Here is a 21,529-nt window from a genome sequence, read left to right as displayed (position 1 = left end):
AATCTCCCGCTGTTTTACGGCGCGCTCCCCGGCGCAGTGAAGAGGGGTTCGGAGCGCGGGATTGTAGTGGATTTATGACGACGCCGCACCGAAATGAGGCATTTCGCCAGCTCATATGCCACCTTATATCCCAGACTTGGGCAGGCGTTTGCATCGCCGGTCCGGCCGTCAGGCCGGCAGATAGGCCAGACGGACGTAGATCGGGGCGAACGGCTCGGCCTGCGTGATCTCGATCAGCGTTTCGCGCGCCAGTTCGAGCATCGCGATGAAATTCACCACGACGACCGGCACTCCGCGCGTCGTATCGAACAGCTCGGAGAACTCCATGAAACGCGCGTTCTGCAGCCGCCGCAGGATGACGCTCATGTGCTCGCGCACCGACAGCTCCTCGCGCGAAATCCGGTGATGCTGCACCAGCTTGGCCCGCTTGATGACGTCGGCCCACGCTGCGCGCAGGTCGTCGGAATTCACGTCGGGGAAGCGCGGCGTGATACTTTGTTCGATATAGACTTCCGCGCGCAGGAAATCGCGGCCAAGCTGCGGCAACTGGTCGAGGCGCTGCGCGGCAAGCTTCATCTGCTCGTATTCGAGCAGGCGGCGCACGAGTTCGGCGCGCGGATCTTCCGCTTCCTCGCCGGTGTCGTGCTTCTTCACCGGCAACAGCATCCGCGACTTGATCTCGATCAGCATCGCGGCCATCAGCAGATACTCGGCGGCGAGCTCGAGATTCGTCTTGCGCAACTGCTCGACGTAGCCCAGATACTGGGCGGTCACATCCGCCATCGGGATGTCGAGCACGTTGAAGTTCTGCTTGCGGATCAGGTACAGCAACAGATCCAGCGGGCCTTCGAACGTTTCGAGGAAGACTTCGAGCGCATCCGGCGGGATGTAAAGGTCTGTCGGGAGCTTGAACAGCGGCTCGCCGTACAGACGCGCAAACGCAATCCCGTCGACGGTGTCAGGCGTCGAGTCGGTCGCGGGCGCAGCGAGCGCGGCGTCGGGACGTTGCTTTGCGGCGCGGGCCTCGTCGGCGGTGGACACGCTCAGAAGTTCTGGTAATAGACGTAGGGCGTCTGTTGCACGCGCGACGACTGTTGCGTTGCGCGTTCGTCCAGATCGACCGGCTGCTTGTCCCACAGGAGCGAGCGGCCGCGGCGCTGTTCGGCTTCAAGATTGGGCTTTTGCTGCTTCAGCTGATTCAGGAACTGGGTGATGTCCGATTGGTACATGGCTCGACGTCCGTGATAGAGAAGTGCGGCGGCCGCGCAGGCAGCGACCGGCGATGTCGAACGCAATTTTACCGCAAGCGTTACGCGCGGTCGAAAACTCGCGGAACAAGATGCCGGAAGGGGCGTCCAAGGCGGGCGCGGCGGTCATGCCGGAAGGCGCCTCCCCAGGTGCTGCCAGACGGCACGCGCGTTTTTGCGGCGCCGTCGTGACACCATATTTGATATGGCTCTCTGGCCCTGATGTGGTCAAATAACGAGCTTCGGTCCGTTTGCGCGGTGCCGGGCGGAACAATTCAACCATGGCCGGAGGTCCTGCTTGGCGGGGTGTGTGATCGAACCATCGCGCATTGGGCGTGTATCAGCCGGTGGCAAGCGCCTTTACGCCGCGCGCGGGACATCGCGCCCGTGGCGGCATCTGCGCGCGTGGCTCGTCGCCGGGACGCTCGTACTAATGTCCGTCCTGACCGCCAGCGAAGCCCACGCGCGGGATGCCTACAGGGTCGACGTCAACACCTCGCCCCGTTCGCTGCGCAAACTCCTCGAAGCTCACCTCGACATCGCCCGTTTCGCCAGCCGCAACGACATCAGCGACGATCAGTTCGAATTCCTCGTGACCGCCACGCCGCAGCAGGTGCGCGATCTCATTGCGACGGAAGGGTATTTCTCGCCAGTCATACGCACTGACGTGCGTACCGTCGGCGGCCGCCGCGAGGTGATCATCAACGTCGATCCGGGGCCGCAAACCACCATCTCGTCGATTTCGCTGTCGTTTCGCGGGCCCGTGGTGACCGAAGATCCCGAGCAGGAAAATACCGCGCGTTTTGCATTCACGCTGCATGAAGGTGATCCGTTTTCACAGGGCGGCTGGGACGACGCGAAGAACGCGTCGCTCAGAGCCCTCCAGGCGCGCCGCTATGTCGCCGCGAAGGTTTACCATTCCGAAGCGCTCATCGACCCGCGCACGCATGAAGCCACTCTGAGCGTCACCTACGACAGCGGCCCGACCTTCACGATGGGACCGCTCGATGTGTCGGGTACCCGCCGCTACCCGGAGCAGATCGTGCATAACGTGAACCCAATCGCAGTCGGCGATATCTACGATGTGCAGCGGGTCGCCGAACTGCAGCGACAGTTGCAGAACACGCCCTACTATGCAAGCGTCGCGATCGATGTCGGCAATGACCCCGCAAAACCGCTCGAAACGCCGATCCAGGTGAAGGTCAGCGAATATCCTTACAACAGTTTCCGCGGCGGCGTGGGCTACTCGACGGACAACGGCCCCCAGGTGCAGGGTTCGTATTCCTATCTCAACACGTTCGGCCGGGCCTACCCGTTTTCCATCACAGGGCGCATCGACCAGACCCAGCGATTCGGGCAGATCCAGCTGTCGATGCCGCCTGGCGAGCGGGCATGGGTCAACAGCGTGCTGGCGTCCTATACGGACACCGATGTGTCGGATACGCACATCTATAGCGCACGCGTCGGTGTGGAGCGCACGCGCACGGCGCAGTTCATCGACTACGGGTACTCGATCCTGTACTACCAGGACCGGTTGACCCAGAATGTCGGGCCGCCGACCACGAGCCGCGCGCTCGTGCCGTCCTGGAGCTGGACGCGCCGCAATACCGACGATCCGCTGTTCCCGCGCTCCGGCAACCTGATCCACGTGGAGGCGGGCTTCGCCATCAAGAACGTGGCGACCGACCAGACGTTCATTCGCGGCTACGCGCGTGGCATGCAGTATCTGCCGATAGGCCAGCGCGACCTGATTCTGCTGCGCGCGGAACTGGGCGGCGTCTTCACGAGCGGCGGTTCCAGCGGGATTCCGGCGTCGCTGCTGTTCCGGGCGGGTGGTTCGAACTCAGTGCGCGGCTACAGCTTCCAGAGCATCGGTAACAACGTCGCCGGCTCGACCCTGCCGACCAAATACCTCGTCACCGGCACGACCGAGTACCAGCACTGGTTTAGCCGCAACTGGGGCGCGGCGGCGTTTTTCGACATCGGCACCGCCACCGACACGTGGGGCGAAAAGGTCTTCTACCCCGGCGTCGGCGTGGGCGCGCGCTGGCGCAGCCCGGTCGGGCCGATTAACGTCGACCTGGCCTACGGTATTCGCAACAAGAGTGTGCGTCCGTACCTGACGCTCGGCATCGCTTTCTGATTTCTATCATTCATGACGACGGACTCCTCCGCCATCCCGCCGCCGGACACGCCAGGCACTCCTCCGCCTGACGGGCCGGGCGGCGCGGACACGCCGCCGCCCGCGCGGGCGCGTCGGCGTCTGTGGCGGCGGCTCGCATGGGCGGCCATGGCGCCCGTGCTGATCGTCGTGCTCGTCGCGGGCGCGCTGTACGGCGTCTTGACGACCGAGCGCGGTACGGCTTTCGCATGGCGCGCGGCCGTGAAGTTGCTGGACGGGCAGCTTGCCGGCACGCTCGACGGCGGGACGATCGCGACGGGGCTGCGCCTGCGTCACGTCGAATGGCGCAGCCTCGACGGCAGCGGTACGGATATCAAGGTTGACCGCATCGCGGGCCGCTGGGCGCTGACCCATGAACCCTGGCGCTTTGCCGTCGACTACCTGCACATCGGCACAATCGACGCGCGGGTCGCGCCGTCGACGTCCACTGCCGGCCCAATGACCTTGCCGGCGGACCTGCAGTTGCCGTTGCAGCTCGAGGTGCGCGACCTGCGGGTCGACCAGTTGCTGCTGCATGAGGGTGGATCGACTACGGAGTTCTCGCGGTTTGTCTTCCATGGCAAGAGCGATGGCCGGCATCACGAAGCGGCGGTCGACCGGCTCGATACGCCGTTCGGCGAGGTCACGGCGCGCTCGTCGCTCGACGGCGTGAAGCCGTTTCCCCTGACCGGCGACGCGGGTTATTCAGGCAAGGTCAACGATGAACCGGTGCAGGTGAACGCGCATGTGACGGGGACGCTGGAGATGCTTGTCGCCGAACTCGACGCGAGCGGCCTGAAGCTTAAGGGGCAAGCACGCGTCGAGGCGACGCCGTTTGACACCGTGCCGCTGCGACGCGCGACGGTAACCTTCGATCACGTGAATCCGCAGGCATTCGCGCCCGGTGCACCGTTCGCGGACCTCGCGGTGCGGGCGGAGTTGCAGCCCGCGGTGCTGGGTGAAGCGGGCGCGGCTGCGTCCGCCGCGATGGTTGCCAGCGGGGCGAGCGGCGGCCTCGCAGCGAGTGTCGCAGGCACGAGCGGTCCAGCGACGGCTGCCTCAAGCGCCCCCGGTAGCGTGCCGACGTCACCTGCACCGGGCGCACGAGGCGCCCCGGTCACGAAGTCCGCGCATTCGGCGAAGCCGGGCGCCTTTGCCGTGGCCGGCTCGGTATCGATCGTCAACGCCAGACCCGGCGCGATCGGCGAGCACCTTCTGCCGCTCATCGACGCTCGCGCGGACGTGCGGCTCGACGCCGAGGCGCAGCACATCTCGAACCTGAAGGTGCGCATCGTCAGGAACGCGACGATCACGGGCAGCGGCTCGCTCACGGGCAAACGCGGGCAGTTCAACCTGCAGGTAGCCGGCCTCGATCTGAACGCACTTCAGGCGAGCGTGCGCCCGACGCAGCTCGCCGGCCCGATCGGCATCCGCCTGAACGACGACATACAAAGCATCACGCTCGATCTCGCTGACCAGCGGGCCGCGTTGCGCGCGCAGGGCAAGGTGACGTTCGATCCGGCCCGCATGAGTTTCAACGACGTCAGGGTAACGGCGGGCAAAGGGCGCGTCGATCTGTCGGGCGCGATCAAGCACGACGCCAGTTCGAGCTACAACCTGAAGGCGACGCTGACCGATTTCGATCCGCTCGCGCTGACCTCCCAGACGCCGTCCCGTACGGCTGCCGCCCCGGCGGCCAGGGGCACGTCGGGCGGGCACGCGGCGAACCGGGCGGCACCCGCGGCGCGCAAGATCGAGGCGCGGGTGAACGGCACGATCAGTGCTGCCGGCGTACTCGGGCCGACCTTCACGACCAAAGCCGACTTCCGGCTCGGCGAAAGCGTCTACGACGGCCTGCCGCTGACAGGCGGAGGCACGATCCAGCTGGCTGGCTCGCGGATTCTGCCGAGCCGCGCGAATCTGTCTGTAGCGGGCAACGATGTCGACGTGCAGGGCAGCTTCGGTGCGCGCGGAGACCGTCTGCGCTTCAAGGTCGATGCGCCGCAGCTGGAGCGGCTCGGCTTTGGCATCGCGGGCGTCGTGATGGCCGACGGCGACCTCACGGGCACTTTCGCGCACCCGGACGTCGTGCTCAACTACAAGGCCGATGGCGTCGAATTCGGTGCGAATCGGGTCGGTCACGCCGAGGGTCATGCTGAACTGCGCGACGGTGCGAACGGCGCGCTCGTCTTTACGACCGATGCGCGCAACCTGGCTGCCGACGGCGTCGAACTCGCAACGCTCAAGGCGCATCTGCGCGGCACACGGGCCAACCACACGCTTGACGCGGAAGCAGCCGGCAAGGTGCACGAACGCCCACTGGATTTGACGCTGGCGGCGAACGGCCACCTCACCGACGCGCGCGACGGTCCGCACTGGGACGGCACGGTGACGCATCTGCAGAACCGCGGCACACCGGCGGTCAATCTCGAGTCGCCGCTGTCGTTGAGCGCCAGCGCCGGTCGCGTGACGCTCGGTGCGACGCGCATGACGCTCGAAAACGCCGTCTTCGATCTGAAGTCGTTCGTTTTCGACCGCGGCCGCATCCGCTCGGCGGGCTCGATCAACGGGATTTCGCTGGCGCGCCTGCTGGAGCTGCGGCAGGAAATCACCAGCACGCCGCCGCCGTTGAAGACCGATCTTGTTTTCGACGGCGACTGGGATTTCGCGCTCGGCGATACGGCGAGCGGTCATATCCAGCTGCAACGCCGTGCAGGCGATGTGACCGTCGAGGTCGGACGCGGCGTCGCGTCGCTCGGCATTGCGGACATCGCGGCTCGCGTCGATTTCAGCGCCGGCAATCGTATGAACGCGACGGTTCACGCGCAGGCGAGCCGTCTGGGCGTCATCGACGTCGCCGCGCATACCAACCTCGTCATGCAGGATGGCCTGCTAACCCTCAGCGAAGAAGCGCCGCTTGCGGGCTCGGTGAACGCGGAAGTGCCTTCGCTGACGACCACGGGTGGGCTGTTCGGTCCGAGCTACCTGCTCGACGGGCACATTGCGCTGAAACTTGCGCTGACCGGAACCGTGGCGAAGCCGAAGGTGTCGGGGGCGCTGACTGGCGACGGGCTGTCCGCCACACTCGTCGATCAAGGCGTGCAATTGAAGGACGGCGTGATTCATATCGCGCTGTCGGAAAACCTCGTCGATTTCCAGCAGGTCGAGTTCCACGGCGCGAGCGGCACGCTTCGCGCGACGGGGGAGGTGAAGCTGGGCGGCCCGGATCCCGACGTCAAGGCCAGCATCGTGGCGGACAGGCTTGAACTGTTTGCCTCGCCGGACCGCCAGCTGTCGCTGTCCGGCAGCGCGACTGTCGTCAGTGCGGGGCCGCTCGGCGGACTCGCGATCAACGGCAAGTTCAAGGTCGACCATGCGCTCTTCGACATGCCCGAGCAGGCTGCACCGAGGCTCGGCGACGATGTCGTCGTCGTCCGGCCGGATGGCACGGTCCGTCGGCAGCCGCCGCCTTCGGCGGCTGGCTCGGACCGGTCCGTCGGCCCGTTCGCGCCGCGCGCCAACATCGATCTCGATCTCGGCAACGACTTCCGTTTCCGTGGACAGGGCGCGGACCTCGGCCTGCGCGGCACGATTACGGCAATGAGCGCGCCGAACATGCCGTTGCGCGCGGTCGGCAACGTCCGTGTGACCGAAGGGTCGACCTACACCGCGTTTGGCCGCAGGCTTGCGATCGAAAACGGCTTTTTCACGTTCAATGGACCGGTCGCGAATCCTGGCATCAATATTCTGGCGATGCGGCGCAACCAGCAGGTCGAAGCGGGCGTGCAGGTCATCGGGACGATCCAGTCGCCGCAAGTGAAGCTGGTTTCGGAGCCGAACGTGCCGGACAACGAGAAACTCTCGTGGCTGCTGTTCGGCCATGGCACGGAGCAGGGCAACAACCAGGGACAGCAGAACACGATGACGGCTGCGCTGGCTTTGCTCGGCAGCACGGGCGGAAAGCGGATCGCGCAGACATTCGGTCTCGACGAATTTTCGATCGGGCCCAGCGAGGTCGGCTTGACGGATACGGAGGTGGTGATGGTGGCGAAGGCGATCAACGAATGGCTCGTGATCGGCTACGAACAGGGGTTGCAGACGGCGAGCAACGCGGTCAAGGCGACGGTGAACCTGACGCGCTACTGGTCAGTGGCGGTTTATGCCGGCACGTTCCAGGGCTTTGTCCTGTTTTACACGAGGCGGTTTGATCGCTGGCGCTGGTGAGTGCGGCGGATTCTACGCAATAAAAAAGCACGCTTTCGGGCGTGCTTTTTGTACGGCTGGTTGCTTCAGACACGCTGTTTCACTTTACGCGCATGCCTGGTTTCGCGCCGCTGTCCGGTTCGAGCACGTAAATGCCCGGCTCGGTCTTCTCATCGGCCGCCGATGCGGCCAGCACCATCCCTTCGGACAGGCCGAACTTCATCTTGCGAGGCGCGAGATTCGCGACCATCACCGTCAGCTTGCCGACCAGTTGCTCCGGCTGATAGGCAGACTTGATGCCCGAAAACACATTGCGGGTTTTCTCTTCGCCGACGTCGAGCGTCAGCTGCAAAAGCTTGTCCGATCCTTCGACCGCCTGGCAGTTGACAATCTTCGCAATACGCAGATCGATCTTCGCAAAGTCGTCGATCGAGATGATCGCCGATTCTTCGCTGTCCGCCTTGTCTTCGGCTTTGCCGTTCGCCGCGGCGGCTTTCGCCTTTGCCCTGGCTTTCGCGTCGGCGGCAGGCGCACCGGTTTCGGTTGCCTGCAGGGAGTCGCGGTTGGCCGCGAGCAGCGCCTCGATCTGCTTCGGATCGACACGCGTCATCAGATGCTTGTAAGCGTTGATCGGCCGGTCGCCGCTCAACGGCACGTTGGCGTCCGACCACTTGAGCGGCGCGATGCCGAGGAACGCTTCGACGGATTGCGCGAGCGTCGGCAGCACCGGCTTCAACGCCAGCGACAGCAGGCGGAACGCCTCGATGCTGACGGAGCAGGTCTCGTGCAGCGCGACGGCGTTAGCCGGGTCTTTCGCCTGATCCCACGGCTTGGCGGAGTCGACGTACGCGTTGACCGTATCGGCGAGTTCCATCGTCTGGCGAAGCGCGCGGTTGTACTCGCGCGCCTCGTAGTTCGCGGCGATCTGCGGTATCGCGGCGCGCAACGTGGCGAGCAGCGGATGGTGCATTGCGCTGCCCTGAATGCGGCCGTCGAAACGCTTGATCAGGAAGCCCGCCGCACGGCTTGCGATATTGACGTACTTGCCGACGAGGTCGCTGTTCACGCGCGCCTGAAAGTCTTCGAGGTTCAGGTCGAGGTCTTCCATCGTGCTGTTCAGCTTGGCCGCGAAGTAGTAGCGCAGCCACTCCGGGTTCAGGCCCGTGTCGATCACGCTCTGCGCGGTGATGAAGGTGCCACGCGACTTCGACATTTTCGCGCCGTCGACCGTCAGGAAGCCGTGCGCGAACACGTTGGTCGGCGTGCGATGGCCCGAGAATTCGAGCATCGCCGGCCAGAACAGCGTGTGGAAATAGAGGATGTCCTTGCCGATGAAGTGGTACTGCTCGGCGGTCGCGCCCTTGCGGGTCCAGGCGTCGAAGTCGATGCCCCGCTTTTCCGCGAGGTTCCTGAAGCTCGCGTAATAGCCAACCGGTGCGTCCAGCCATACGTAGAAGTACTTGCCCGGCGCGCCGGGAATCTCGAAACCGAAGTAGGGCGCGTCGCGCGAGATGTCCCAGTCGGCGAGTTTGGCTTCCCCCGAATCGCCGAGCCATTCACGCATCTTGTTGGTTGCTTCCGGCTGCGCGAGGCCGCCGACCCAGCTACGCAGGAAGTTCTCGCAGCGCGGGTCCGACAGACGGAAGAAGTAATGCGTTGACTTCTTGCGAATTGGCGTGGCGCCAGACACCACCGAATACGGATTGACCAGCTCGGTCGGCTGGTAGGTCGAGCCGCACACTTCGCAACTGTCGCCGTACTGGTCTTTTGCGCCGCACTTCGGACATTCGCCCTTGATGTAGCGGTCCGGCAGGAACATTTCCTTGACCGGGTCGTATGCCTGTTCGATCTCCCGCGCCTCGATCAGGCCCGCGTCGCGAAGCGCCGTGTAGACGGATTCGCTCAGAACGCGGTTCTCTTCGGAGTCGGTTGAATAGTAGTTGTCGAACGAAATGCCGAAGCTGTCGAAATCGCGCTTGTGCTCCTGCCAGACGCGGTCGATCAACTGCTTCGGCGTGATGCCCTCCTTCTCCGCGCGCAGCATGACGGGCGTGCCGTGCGTATCGTCGGCGCCCACGTAGTAGACCTCGTGTCCGTGCATGCGCAGGGTGCGCACCCAGATGTCCGTCTGGATATATTCGACCAGGTGGCCGATATGGATCTGCCCATTTGCGTACGGCAGCGCGGACGTGACGAGGATCTGGCGACGGCCCGGCGGCGTGCCTGCGGTGAGATCGGTGGCGGGTGCTGACATAGGGATTCTGGGACTTGCGGAGAGACGAAACTTCAATTCTATCAGGGCAGCGAGCTACAGCGGGACAGGCCGGATGGCCGGCAGGCATGGCAGCAGGAGCCTGACGCGCAGCCGTTCGAACGGCGTTCGGGAAATGCGGAGGGGCGGAAGTGGCGGAAGTGGCGGAAGTGGCGGGCAGGGAGTCTGGGCTGAAGCCGGAGCTGGCCGGAACTGAAAGAAGAGGCCGGAATGGCGCGGCGAGCACCCGTGAAGAACCAAAAAAAACCGGGGCTAATGGGCCCCGGAGCAACAACGACAAGAGGAGAATGGTAACGCGGCGGCATCGCCAGCCACGTACCGTAAACAGAGACAACGGATTCGCGCGAGAGTTCGAAATATTTTTCGAATCAGTTACCCGAAGCCTTCAATTCGACGGCCGGCGCGCGCCCGGCGTGGTACGGACGGACACGCAGCCGGTGCCGATTGTTCTCGTTCGAGACCGTTACTTAGGCTGTTGACCCGGCTGAGCCATGGCGCGCAGATAGATCTCGACGCGCCGGTTCTGGGCGCGGCCCGCTTCCGTGTTGTTGTCGGCGACCGGCTGCGACGCGCCGAGGCCTTCAGCCGACAGGCGCTGCGGCGCGACGCCGTGCGTTCCGAGATAATCCACGACGCTTTGCGCGCGGTTCACCGACAGCGTCTGGTTGTACGCGTCGGAGCCCGTGCTGTCCGTGTGGCCGACGACGTGGGCGTTCACCTCCGGGCTCTGGGCCAGCGTCTGACCCACCTGATCGAGGACCGGTGCGAACGTCGGCTTGATGGCGTAGCTGCTCGTATCGAACGTGACCGAGCTCGGGATGTTCAGCTTGAGCGAGCCGTCCGGCTGCTCGGTGATCTGCGTGCCGGTGCCCTTGGTTGCGCCCGACAGCCTGTTGTGGATCGACTGCCAGTTATAGCCGACGATGCCGCCCGTCGCTGCACCTGCCGCCGCGCCGATCGCCGCACCCTTGCCGCCGCCGAAGATTGCGCCGATACCTGCGCCGACACCCGCTCCGACGCCCGTGCCAACAGCGGTGTTAGTGCCCTGTTGCGTGGCGCAGCCGCCGAGCAGCGCGCCCGCGACCGCGAAGACCGCGAGGCGGGAGATGGTTTTCGTGTTCATTGTGGATCCTCTCTTCAGAAAAACGAGTCGTCGATGACAAGCGCCGGATGCCCACTCCGATAATGGAAGAGGGTCTTCCGGCAGGGCGCGGCGCGAGCCACTACAATGACGGCTGAGGCACGCAGTGATTCGGCCCTATAGATTCCAGCCGCCGAAGGGTGCCCGGCAAGCGTTGTTTGCACAATGCCGAGCAACAATTTCTTTCAATTTCGTGCAGCCGGCCGATGCTTCGATTCGACCGCGCCGCAACTGTTCCCGCGGAGTTTCAATGAGCATCGATCGGGCCCTGGTGGACGCCGCCCTCGCGGCTGTCACCGACCCCAACACTGGCCGTCCGTTCGCGGCGGCGAAGAACTTCAAGAACGTTTCCGTCAATGATGCAGCGGTTAGCCTCGACGTGGTACTCGGCTATCCGGCGAAGCGTCAGTTTGACGCCATCCAGAAGCTGGTTGTCGATGCGCTGCTTCAGGTGCCGGGCGTGAAGGACGCCCGCGTCCAGGTATCGCAGGTCATTGCCGCGCACACCGTCCAGCGTGGCGTAAAACTATTGCCGAACGTCAAGAACATCGTGGCTGTCGCGTCCGGCAAGGGCGGTGTCGGCAAAAGCACGACCGCGGTCAACCTGGCGCTGGCGCTGGCGAGCGAAGGCGCGTCGGTCGGCGTGCTGGATGCCGACATCTACGGCCCCTCGCTGCCGACCATGCTAGGCATAGAGGGGCGTCCTGAGTCGCCCGATGGCCAGTCGATGAATCCGATGACCGGCCACGGCATGCAGGCCAACTCGATCGGCTTTCTGATCGAGCAGGACAACCCGATGGTCTGGCGCGGCCCGATGGCCACGTCGGCGCTCGAACAGCTGCTGCGGCAGACGAACTGGCAAGACCTCGACTACCTGATCGTCGATATGCCGCCCGGCACCGGCGACATCCAGTTGACGCTCTCGCAGCGCGTGCCGGTGACGGGCGCGGTGATCGTCACGACGCCGCAGGACATTGCGCTCCTCGACGCGAAGAAGGGCCTCAAAATGTTCGAGAAGGTCGGCATTCCGATTCTCGGCATTGTCGAAAACATGGGTATGCATATCTGCTCGAACTGTGGCCACGAAGAACATATCTTCGGCGCGGGCGGCGGCGAGCGGATGGCAAAGGAATACGGCGTCGAGGTGCTCGGCAGCCTGCCGCTCGACATCGCGATCCGCGAGCAGGCCGACTCCGGCCGGCCGACCGTGGTGGCGGATCCGGAAGGGCGTGTCGCGGAAATCTATCGTTCGATCGCGCGCAAGGTGGCACTTCACATCGCCGAGCGCGCGCGCGACATGACCTCGAAGTTTCCGAACATCGTCGTGCAGAACACCTGAGCGGTTCCGGCCGGACCGCGCTGGCCATGCGGCCAACCCGCCGCAAGCGTCGATGCGGCAGGCTGGCGGCGCGGTATCATGTCGGCTTCGAAGGTCCGGCAAAGCGGCCGCACGGGCGGTCGCGGGCCGGCAAGAGGATCGCATGAGACTACGAATCGACGGACGGGCGGTGCATGCGTTCATCGTTCTGACTGCCAGCAGCCTGCTGCTGTGCGGCTGTACTGTATTCCTGAGGCCACAGGAAAAGCATGCCAATGCGCAACTGCTGCCTACCGTCGGCAGTACCGCTCGCGGCTCCGTGACCTTCATAGAACGCTCGGACGGCGTGCAGGTCACCTACAATCTTACGGGCCTTCCGCCAGATAGCGACCACGCGCTGCAGATCCACGAGCGCGGCGACTGCAACGCGACCGACGGCTCCAGTGCCGGTGCGGTCTTCTCGCCAGCCGCCGAGCGCCTGAAGATCGGTGCGCGCGTCGAGGGCGACCTGGGCAATATTCGCGCAGATGCGACCGGTGTGGCGACCGGCTTTATCGTGGCGCCCGATGTGTCGCTCGACGGCATCCGCTCGGTGCTGCAGCGCTCGGTGCTCCTCCACCGCGACGCGTCCGATCCGTACGCCTACCCGCAGCACGGCGCCGGTACTGCGCTCGCCTGCGGGGTGATCCGGCAGCAGTGACATGCGATGATGTCATCGGCTGGTCGCCAGCCGCGGCATCGCTCGATGCCATCCGGGAGCGCGCGCGGTCGGGCCGGCTCCGGCAGGTTCTCGAGCGTCCCTCTACAGCGTGTCCGTCAGCTTTCGTTCGATCGCGTAAAATAAGCGCCTTTCGCCCGGCAGGGCCCTTGCCGGCCGGCCTTTCACCCCTCTCGCGTGTCACGTAGCATTCATATATGACCATCAAATCCGACAAGTGGATCCGGCGCATGGCCGAACAGCACAACATGATCGAGCCGTTCTCGCCCGAGCAGGTTCGCGTCTCGGAAGACGGCCGGAAGATCGTCAGCTATGGCACGTCGAGCTACGGCTACGACATCCGCTGCGCCGACGAATTCAAGATCTTCACGAACATCAATTCGACGATCGTCGACCCGAAGAACTTCGACGAGAAGTCGTTTGTCGATTTCAAGGGTGACGTCTGCATCATCCCGCCGAACTCGTTTGCGCTCGCGCGTACCGTCGAGTATTTCCGCATTCCGCGCAGCGTGCTGACCGTCTGCCTCGGCAAGTCTACGTACGCGCGTTGCGGCATCATCGTCAACGTGACGCCGTTCGAGCCGGAGTGGGAAGGGCACGTGACGCTCGAATTCTCGAATACGACACCTTTGCCTGCGAAAATCTACGCCAACGAAGGCGTCGCGCAGGTTCTGTTTTTCGAAAGCGACGAGATTTGCGAGGTGTCGTACGCGGATCGCGGCGGCAAATATCAAGGCCAGCACGGCGTCACGCTGCCCAAAACGTAACGCGCAGCGCGCATTGACTCACCGGCTAGACGGGTGACCGCTGCGCATCAGAAGCAGCGGTCGTTCTTTTTGGAGAATCGCCCATGAAGTTTCGTTTTCCCGTCGTCATCATCGACGAAGATTTCCGCTCCGAGAATATCTCGGGTTCCGGCATCCGGGCACTGGCCGAAGCCATCGAAAAAGAAGGCGCGGAAGTGCTCGGGCTCACGAGCTATGGTGACCTGACCTCGTTCGCGCAGCAGTCGAGCCGCGCGTCGTGCTTCATCCTGTCGATCGACGACGACGAGCTGCTGCCGTATGTCGAGAACGTCGTGGTCGAAGGCGAGACGCCCGAACTCGCGGCCGCGATCATCGCGCTGCGCGCATTCGTGACCGAAGTGCGCCGCCGCAACGCGGACATTCCAATCTTCCTGTACGGCGAGACGCGCACGTCGCGCCACCTGCCGAACGACATCCTGCGCGAACTGCACGGCTTCATCCACATGTTCGAGGACACGCCGGAGTTCGTCGCGCGCCACATCATCCGCGAGGCGAAGGTGTATCTCGACTCGCTGGCGCCGCCGTTCTTCAAGGAACTCGTGCAGTACGCGGAGGAAGGCTCGTATTCGTGGCACTGCCCGGGCCACTCGGGCGGCGTCGCGTTCCTGAAAAATCCGCTCGGCCAGATGTTCCACCAGTTCTTCGGCGAGAACATGCTGCGCGCCGACGTCTGCAATGCCGTCGACGAACTCGGCCAGCTGCTCGACCATACCGGCCCGGTAGCCGCGTCGGAGCGCAATGCGGCGCGCATTTTCAGCGCCGATCACCTGTTCTTCGTGACGAACGGCACGTCGACGTCGAACAAGATCGTCTGGCACGCCACCGTCGCGCCGGGCGACATCGTGCTGGTGGACCGCAACTGTCACAAGTCGATCCTCCACGCGATCACGATGACGGGTGCGATCCCCGTGTTCCTCACGCCGACGCGCAATCACTTCGGCATCATCGGCCCGATTCCGCGCGACGAATTCAAGCCGGAAAACATCCGCAAGAAGATCGAGGCGAATCCGTTCGCGCGCGAAGCGCTCGCAAAGAACCCGAACCTCAAGCCGCGCATCCTGACGATCACGCAGAGCACGTACGACGGCGTGATCTACAACGTCGAGATGATCAAGGACCTGCTCGGCGACCTGCTCGACACGCTGCACTTCGACGAAGCGTGGCTGCCGCATGCCGAGTTCCACGAGTTTTACCAGGACATGCATGCGATCGGCGCGGGCCGTCCGCGCACGGGCGCGCTCGTGTTCGCGACGCACTCGACGCACAAGCTGCTCGCCGGCATCTCGCAGGCCTCGCAGATCGTCGTGCAGGACTCCGAGAACAGCACGTTCGACAAGCACCGCTTCAACGAGGCGTATCTGATGCATACGTCGACGAGCCCGCAATACGCGATCATCGCGTCGTGCGATGTGGCGGCCGCGATGATGGAGCCACCCGGCGGCACCGCGCTGGTCGAGGAATCGATTGCCGAAGCGCTGGACTTCCGCCGCGCGATGCGCAAGGTCGATGCCGAGTATGGCGACGAATGGTTCTTCAAGGTCTGGGGCCCGGAAGAACTGGCTGAAGAAGGCATCGGCTCGCGCGAAGACTGGATGCTGCGTCCGAACGACCGCTGGCACGGCTTCGGTCCGCTCGCCGAAGGCTTCAATATGCTCGACCCGATCAAGGCGACGATCATCACACCGGGGCTCGACGTGGACGGCGAGTTCGGCGAAACCGGCATTCCGGCCGCGATCGTGACGAAGTATCTGGCCGAGCACGGCATCATCGTCGAAAAGACGGGCCTGTATTCGTTCTTCATCATGTTCACGATCGGCATCACCAAGGGCCGCTGGAATTCGATGGTGACCGAGCTGCAGCAGTTCAAGGACGATTACGACAACAACCAGCCGCTGTGGCGCGTGCTGCCCGAATTCGTGTCGCACCATCCGGCGTACGAGCGCATCGGGCTGCGCGATCTGTGCGAGCAGATCCACAGCGTGTACCGTGCAAACGACATCGCGCGTCTGACGACCGAGATGTATCTGTCGAGCATGGAGCCCGCGATGAAACCATCGGAAGCATTCGCGAAGCTCGCGCACCGCGAGGTCGATCGGGTACCCATCGACGAACTCGAGGGCCGCGTGACGTCGATCCTGCTCACGCCTTATCCGCCGGGCATTCCGCTCCTGATTCCAGGCGAGCGCTTCAACCGGACGATCGTCAACTACCTGCGTTTCGCGCGCGAGTTCAACGAGCGCTTCCCGGGTTTCCATACGGATATCCATGGGCTCGTAGGCGAGATGATCAACGGGCGCATCGAGTACTTCGTCGACTGCGTCCGCGGCTGATGTTCGGGCGCTCGACACGGGCTGCGCGCGCCTTGCTCTGCACGGCGGGCGTAGCGCTGATCCTCGCGGCCGGCACGGCCCGCGCGGAGGTCGCCGCGGCCGATCCGATCGACGCGGCGATGCGTCAGTGTCTCGCGCGCAGCGACCGGTCGTCGACCGCGGGTCAGGTGCAATGCATGGACGCGGCGCAGGCTGCGTGGCAGGCCGCGGTGGATACCGCGTGGCTGCAGTTGCAGGCTGTGACGCCGGCCTCGCGGCGCAGGGGCTGGGAAACCAGCCAGCGGCGCTGGAAGGCATGGCGCGAGGCTGAAGCGCCGCTCCTGAAGGCCGTCTTCGAGACCACCCATGGGACGATGTATGTGCTGTCCGAGGCGGACATGCAGTTGCAGCCGGTCCGTGACCGCGCGCTGGCGCTGCGCGCTGCCGCGGCGAATGCCAGCCGGGACGACAGCCCCCAACTGCGCCCGTGTTCGATGGACGCCCAGTGCGAACATGCCACTTACGATCTGAACCGCTACCTCCGGCAACTGCGGGCGAAGATGCCGCCAGGCTCGCGTTCGACGCTGTCGCGCGCGCAGCACGCCTGGATGGGATATCGCGATGCGATGACGCTATTGATCGACGAACGGAGCCGTGTCGATATCATTGGCGCGCGCGTGGCGACAATCAAGCGTCTCTCGGAGACGTCGGCAACGACTGAGCCAGGTCAGCCGTCGTGATTCAGATCAGGCCAGGGCAGGCATCGCCGGCATGGCCGCACACCCCGCTAGCTGAGCGAGAACGGTGGTTGACCGGGCGCCTGGGTTTCGAGCGCCGGTTCGGCGAGCAGGTCGCGCGTGGCATCCTCGATGAAGAGGGACATCGCGCCTAGCGCGAGGTCGTTGTCCTCAGTGCCGAATGGTTCTTCGATCTGGGACGCGATCGCTTCCAGTGCCATGAAGGTGTACGCAACGAACACCGAAAAGATCGGCGTAAAGATGCCGATGCTATCCACGAGCCCGAAGGGCAGAGCCGCACAGAAGAAGTAGACAGTGCGGTGAATCATCACCGAATACGCAAACGGCAGAGGTGTCGACGCAATCCGCTCGCATCCCCCGATGATATCCGACAGCCCGTTCAGATTGCGGTCGAACGCGAGCACCGTCCACGACTCGACCTTGCCTTCACGCGCGCGCCGCTGCACCCATTCAGCGAGCCAGAGCATGATGGTCGCCGGACGATAGCGTGACTCCATCACGCGTTCCAGCAGCGGCGCCGGCAGGCGCGCGGCGAGATCCTCGCGCGGATCGCTCCTGCGCAGTTGATGACGCAGCGCGTGCGGAAACGCGCCGAGCACCCGCACGAATTCGCGCGTTTCGGCTGCATCGTCCGCGTCGTCCGTACGGCGAGGGAGCGTAAGTGCCTGACGCGTCATCGAGCGGGACTCGTTCAGCAGTTGGCCCCAGAGTTTTCGCGCTTCCCAGTACCGGTCGTAGCTGGCGCTATTGCGAAACCCGAGAAAGATGGCGAGTGCGATGCCGATGAGGGAAAACGGCGTGGGGTTGAGATTGACGGTGATCTTGAGAATGTGATCGTGCGCGGCGACAGCGACGATCGATATGCAGAAAATCACGAGGAGACGCGGCAGCAGTTGCGGGAGGACAGAGCCTCTCCACGCGAGGAGCATACGAAACCAGTGCAGGTGCGGCCGGATGATCATGGGGACGGAGCCGGGCGTAACGAAGCCCCATTATCTCGAAAATGCGGGCAAGGATGAGGCTTTCTGCGTGCGTCGCATTGTCCGGGGGAGAGAAGGGGCACGGGGGCCGGGACAAGGCGTGCCTGTCGGCGACACATGTATGAGCAGGCGGCCGATGCCCCGTGACAGGGATGGCAGATCAATTGATGATGCGCCGATAGAGTGGTGATGCTGAGCGCAGGTTTTCTGGATCAGATTCTGTTGAGGAAACCTGACGAAGTCATGCGGCTGATTCACCCAAAAGAAAAAGGCGGATCCCTTATAAAGAAACCGCCTTCAGCCTGAAACCCGACGCGCGCTCAAGGCGCAAAACCACTTTCAGCCAAGCCTGGCCCGCGCAGCCTGAACGGCGAGCAGCACCTGCTCAGGCGCAGTGCCTCCTGGATGTTTACGACTTGCAACCGACCCTTCGAGCGTGAGGTATTCAAACACGTCTTCACCGATGAGGTGAGCCACGTTCGGCAGTTCATGGCGCATCTCGTCAAGGGAGAGATCGGCCAGGTCGCATTCGCGATCGACGCAGATCCGCACAGCGAGTGCCACGGCTTCGTGAGCGTCACGGAACGGCAGGCCGCGCTTCACGAGATAGTCAGCCAGATCGGTCGCCGTCGAAAAACCCTGCAACGCTGCAGAGCGCATGGCAGCCGGCTTGACGGTAATTCCCGCAACCATTTCAGCAAAAATCCGCAACGTATCCGCGACCGTATCGACGGTATCGAACAGCGGTTCCTTGTCTTCCTGATTGTCCTTGTTATAGGCGAGCGGTTGACCCTTCATGAGCGTGAGCAAAGCCATCAGATGGCCATTCACACGCCCGGTCTTGCCACGCGCCAGTTCGGGGACATCGGGGTTCTTCTTCTGCGGCATGATCGACGAGCCCGTGCAGAACCGGTCGGCCAGATCGATAAAGCCGACCCGCGGACTCATCCACAGCACGAGCTCTTCGGAAAACCGCGACACGTGCGTCATCACTAGCGCGCAAGCCGCCGTGAACTCGATCGCGAAATCGCGATCCGAAACCGCATCGAGCGAATTCGCGCAAATGCCGTCGAAGCCCAGGGTCATGGCAACCGCATGACGATCGATCGGATAGCTGGTCCCAGCCAGCGCAGCCGCACCCAGCGGCAGGCGATTGACGCGCGTGCGGCAATCGCGCATTCGCTCGGCATCGCGCGTGAACATCTCGACGTAGGCCAGCAGGTGATGCCCGAACGTAACCGGCTGCGCGACCTGCAGGTGCGTAAAGCCAGGCATGATCGTTCCGGCGTTCTGTTCCGCCAGATCGATCAGCGCGCCACGCAGATCCTTCAGCAGATCGCCGATACGGTCGATTTCCCCACGCAGCCAGAGCCGGATATCCGTGGCGACCTGGTCGTTGCGCGAGCGGCCCGTATGCAGACGCTTGCCCGCATCGCCGATCAGCGCCGTCAGGCGCGCTTCGATGTTCAGGTGCACGTCTTCCAGATCGAGTTGCCACTCGAACTCGCCGCGTTCAATCTCACCCTTGATCTGCGCCATGCCGCGCTGGATCGCGGCGAGGTCGTCGGCGGCGATGATCTTCTGCGCGGCCAGCATCGAGGCGTGCGCGAGCGACCCTTCGATATCGACGAGCGCCAGACGCTTGTCGAAGAAAACCGACGACGTATAGCGTTTGACGAGTTCAGACATCGGCTCCGAGAAGCGTGCCGACCAGGCTTCGCCTTTTTTGTGCAGTTGGGACGTCATGATGTTTGGCAGTGAAGATGCGGTGAGAGGCGTGCGACGCGTACAGGCGTCGCGAATGCGAAGAAGAGAGCGATTTTAACATCCGGCGCAGGCATGACCCCGCCGCACCGGGCGCATTTCAGTTTCAGCGACCCGCGCCCGAAGCACTACAGCCGCACCAGCACCACCAGCTTCAGGTCTTCGCGATGCGCCGGCTTGAGGGTGATCTGGTCGTACACGATGTGTCCGTGGCGCGGATGGTTGAATTCGCGCCGACCGCCTTCGCGTCCACCTACGTCCTGCGACGCCCAGAACCGCGCGAATGCATCGCTGGCGGTGCTCAGGGCGTCGATCAGCCCGCGGGTCGGCGCATCGTTCAAATGCCGGATAGAATCCGCGCGAAACTCGGCGGCGAGCCTTCGCGCCCGGATCTCCCAGTCGGCGATCAGTTCGCGCGCACCGGGCTCGGTGAACGTGAAGCGCAACAGATTGCGGTCGTGCTCGCCGTCCAGCCAGCCGACAAACAGGTCCGCCGCCCGCGCGTTCCAGGCGAGGGCGGTCCATTGCCGGTCGAGCACGTACGCGGGTGCGTCGATCAACTGGACGGTTTCGAGCAGCGTGGCGGGGGCATCCGCGGCGGCCGGGTCCGGTTCGGCGGGGTCGCGCTGGGCGGCCAACTCGAACAGATACGCCCGCTCGGCGCGCGAAAGCTGCAACGCGACGGCGATCCGCGCGAGCGCATCGGCAGAAGCGGACACTGGCCGGCCCTGTTCGATCCACGTGTACCAGGTCGGACTCACGCCGCACAACTGCGCGACTTCCTCGCGGCGCAGGCCAGGCGTACGGCGGCGCGGGCCGGGCGGCAGGCCGACCGCCTGAGGCGACAGACGTTCGCGGTGGGCGCGGATGAAATCGCCCAGCGCGCGGGCCGGTGTGGCGTCGAGCGGTGGCGGCGAGAGGTCGGAAGGAGACGGCGGCGTCATCGTGTGCGTGAAGGGGGTGTTGTCGATACCAGGATAATTGCTTAGCTTGTACTGGTACAGCTCGGGTTCTATTGTAGCGGCTCGGGCGGCAGAAAGCGCACAGACGGGCCGCTCGCCGACATCAACTCGACCCCTACACGGGCAAGGAGCACCTCATGAAGCATCACGATCAGGTCGCCGACGCATTCGGCTCGACCGCCGCCTCTTACTTGACGAGTCAGGTGCACGCGACGGGCGCCGATCTGCAGACGCTCGCGGCGTCGGTCCAGTCGACGCCCGGGGCGACGGTTCTCGATATGGGTTGCGGCGCGGGGCACGCGAGTTTCGCGGTGGCGCCACATGCGAAGTCGGTGGTGGCGTACGACATCGCGCCGCCAATGCTCGAAACGGTGGCCGCCGCGGCGCGTGAACGCGGGCTCGACACGATCCGCACGCAGCAGGGCGCGGCGGAAACGCTGCCGTTCGACGACGCCTCGTTCGACTGGGTCATCAGCCGGATGAGCGCGCACCACTGGCACGACGTGCCGAAGGCGCTGGCGCAAGTGCGGCGCGTGCTGAAGCCGGGCGGCCGGGTGCTCTTCATCGATATCGCCGGCAGCGATCATCCGTTGCTCGACACGCATGTGCAGGCGGTCGAGTTGCTGCGCGACGGGTCACACATCCGCGACTATCGCGGCGACGAGTGGATCGCACTGTTCGAAGCGGCTGGTTTCAAGGCGACGATCCGCGAACGCTGGCGCCTGCCGATCGACTTCGCTTCGTGGGTGGCGCGGATGCGTACGCCGGAGCCTCGTGTCGTCGCGATCCGTTCATTGTGGGCGGGTGCGCCGGATGAAGTGCGTCAGTATTTCGAGGTGGAGGACGACGGCTCCTTCAAGCTCGACGCGCTGATGATCGAAGCGCGTTGA

At 64.3% G+C, this 21,529-nt stretch carries 15 protein-coding genes; 8 read left to right on the top strand and 7 right to left on the bottom strand.

Going from position 1 to position 21,529, the window contains the following annotated elements; all coding sequences use genetic code 11:
* Positions 1-168: 168 nt before the first annotated feature.
* A complete protein-coding gene (locus tag B0G77_RS00850; protein WP_133660439.1) occupies positions 169-1,041 on the bottom strand; it encodes a ScpA family protein in 873 nt (290 codons plus the stop codon).
* A gap of 2 nt (positions 1,042-1,043) precedes the next feature.
* Positions 1,044-1,229: a DUF3460 family protein gene (locus B0G77_RS00845; protein WP_133660438.1), complete on the bottom strand. Its 186-nt coding sequence runs from the start codon at positions 1,227-1,229 to the stop codon at positions 1,044-1,046.
* A 451-nt stretch (positions 1,230-1,680) separates the two neighbouring features.
* Between B0G77_RS00845 and B0G77_RS00840 the strand changes: the two genes are divergently transcribed.
* The gene (locus B0G77_RS00840) at positions 1,681-3,390 is read left to right on the top strand and encodes an autotransporter assembly complex family protein (protein WP_133663978.1); all 1,710 of its coding nucleotides are present in this window, start codon (positions 1,681-1,683) and stop codon (positions 3,388-3,390) included.
* A gap of 12 nt (positions 3,391-3,402) precedes the next feature.
* Complete coding sequence (locus B0G77_RS00835; RefSeq protein ID WP_133660437.1) at positions 3,403-7,632, top strand: translocation/assembly module TamB domain-containing protein; 4,230 nt, start codon at positions 3,403-3,405, stop codon at positions 7,630-7,632.
* A 79-nt stretch (positions 7,633-7,711) separates the two neighbouring features.
* Here the strand turns inward: B0G77_RS00835 and metG are convergent, their stop codons facing one another.
* Both metG and B0G77_RS00825 read right to left on the bottom strand, forming a co-directional pair.
* Positions 7,712-9,865 (bottom strand): methionine--tRNA ligase, encoded by a 2,154-nt coding sequence (gene metG, locus B0G77_RS00830; RefSeq protein ID WP_133660436.1) that lies wholly within the window; start codon positions 9,863-9,865, stop codon positions 7,712-7,714.
* Between the two features lie 481 nt (positions 9,866-10,346).
* A complete protein-coding gene (locus B0G77_RS00825) occupies positions 10,347-11,006 on the bottom strand; it encodes an OmpA family protein (protein WP_133660435.1) in 660 nt (219 codons plus the stop codon).
* Positions 11,007-11,274: 268 nt separating this feature from the next.
* Here B0G77_RS00825 and apbC point away from each other — a divergent pair, with 268 nt between their 5' ends.
* The 5 genes from apbC to B0G77_RS00800 all read left to right on the top strand — a co-directional run bounded on the left by apbC (position 11,275) and on the right by B0G77_RS00800 (position 16,915).
* Complete coding sequence (apbC, locus tag B0G77_RS00820) at positions 11,275-12,363, top strand: iron-sulfur cluster carrier protein ApbC (protein WP_133660434.1); 1,089 nt, start codon at positions 11,275-11,277, stop codon at positions 12,361-12,363.
* A gap of 142 nt (positions 12,364-12,505) precedes the next feature.
* A complete protein-coding gene (locus B0G77_RS00815; RefSeq protein ID WP_133660433.1) occupies positions 12,506-13,042 on the top strand; it encodes a superoxide dismutase family protein in 537 nt (178 codons plus the stop codon).
* 215 nt (positions 13,043-13,257) lie between these two features.
* On the top strand, positions 13,258-13,827 hold the full coding sequence (dcd, locus tag B0G77_RS00810; protein ID WP_133660432.1) for a dCTP deaminase: 570 nt from the start codon (positions 13,258-13,260) through the stop codon (positions 13,825-13,827).
* Positions 13,828-13,910: 83 nt separating this feature from the next.
* Positions 13,911-16,196: an arginine/lysine/ornithine decarboxylase gene (locus B0G77_RS00805; RefSeq protein ID WP_133660431.1), complete on the top strand. Its 2,286-nt coding sequence runs from the start codon at positions 13,911-13,913 to the stop codon at positions 16,194-16,196.
* A complete protein-coding gene (locus B0G77_RS00800; protein WP_133660430.1) occupies positions 16,196-16,915 on the top strand; it encodes a lysozyme inhibitor LprI family protein in 720 nt (239 codons plus the stop codon). Before B0G77_RS00805 ends, B0G77_RS00800 begins: the two co-directional genes overlap by 1 nt.
* A gap of 47 nt (positions 16,916-16,962) precedes the next feature.
* Here the strand turns inward: B0G77_RS00800 and B0G77_RS00795 are convergent, their stop codons facing one another.
* The 3 genes from B0G77_RS00795 to B0G77_RS00785 all read right to left on the bottom strand — a co-directional run bounded on the left by B0G77_RS00795 (position 16,963) and on the right by B0G77_RS00785 (position 20,621).
* A complete protein-coding gene (locus B0G77_RS00795) occupies positions 16,963-17,895 on the bottom strand; it encodes a bestrophin family ion channel (protein ID WP_133660429.1) in 933 nt (310 codons plus the stop codon).
* A gap of 357 nt (positions 17,896-18,252) precedes the next feature.
* On the bottom strand, positions 18,253-19,659 hold the full coding sequence (gene argH / locus B0G77_RS00790; protein WP_133660428.1) for an argininosuccinate lyase: 1,407 nt from the start codon (positions 19,657-19,659) through the stop codon (positions 18,253-18,255).
* Positions 19,660-19,805: 146 nt separating this feature from the next.
* On the bottom strand, positions 19,806-20,621 hold the full coding sequence (locus B0G77_RS00785) for a helix-turn-helix transcriptional regulator (protein ID WP_133660427.1): 816 nt from the start codon (positions 20,619-20,621) through the stop codon (positions 19,806-19,808).
* A gap of 155 nt (positions 20,622-20,776) precedes the next feature.
* Between B0G77_RS00785 and B0G77_RS00780 the strand changes: the two genes are divergently transcribed.
* On the top strand, positions 20,777-21,529 hold the full coding sequence (locus tag B0G77_RS00780; RefSeq protein WP_133660426.1) for a class I SAM-dependent methyltransferase: 753 nt from the start codon (positions 20,777-20,779) through the stop codon (positions 21,527-21,529).

The organism is Paraburkholderia sp. BL10I2N1, from assembly GCF_004361815.1.
GTDB lineage: Bacteria > Pseudomonadota > Gammaproteobacteria > Burkholderiales > Burkholderiaceae > Paraburkholderia.
The sequence above is the reverse complement of the archived record's forward strand: the minus strand, read 5'-3'. Positions and strand labels throughout refer to the sequence as shown.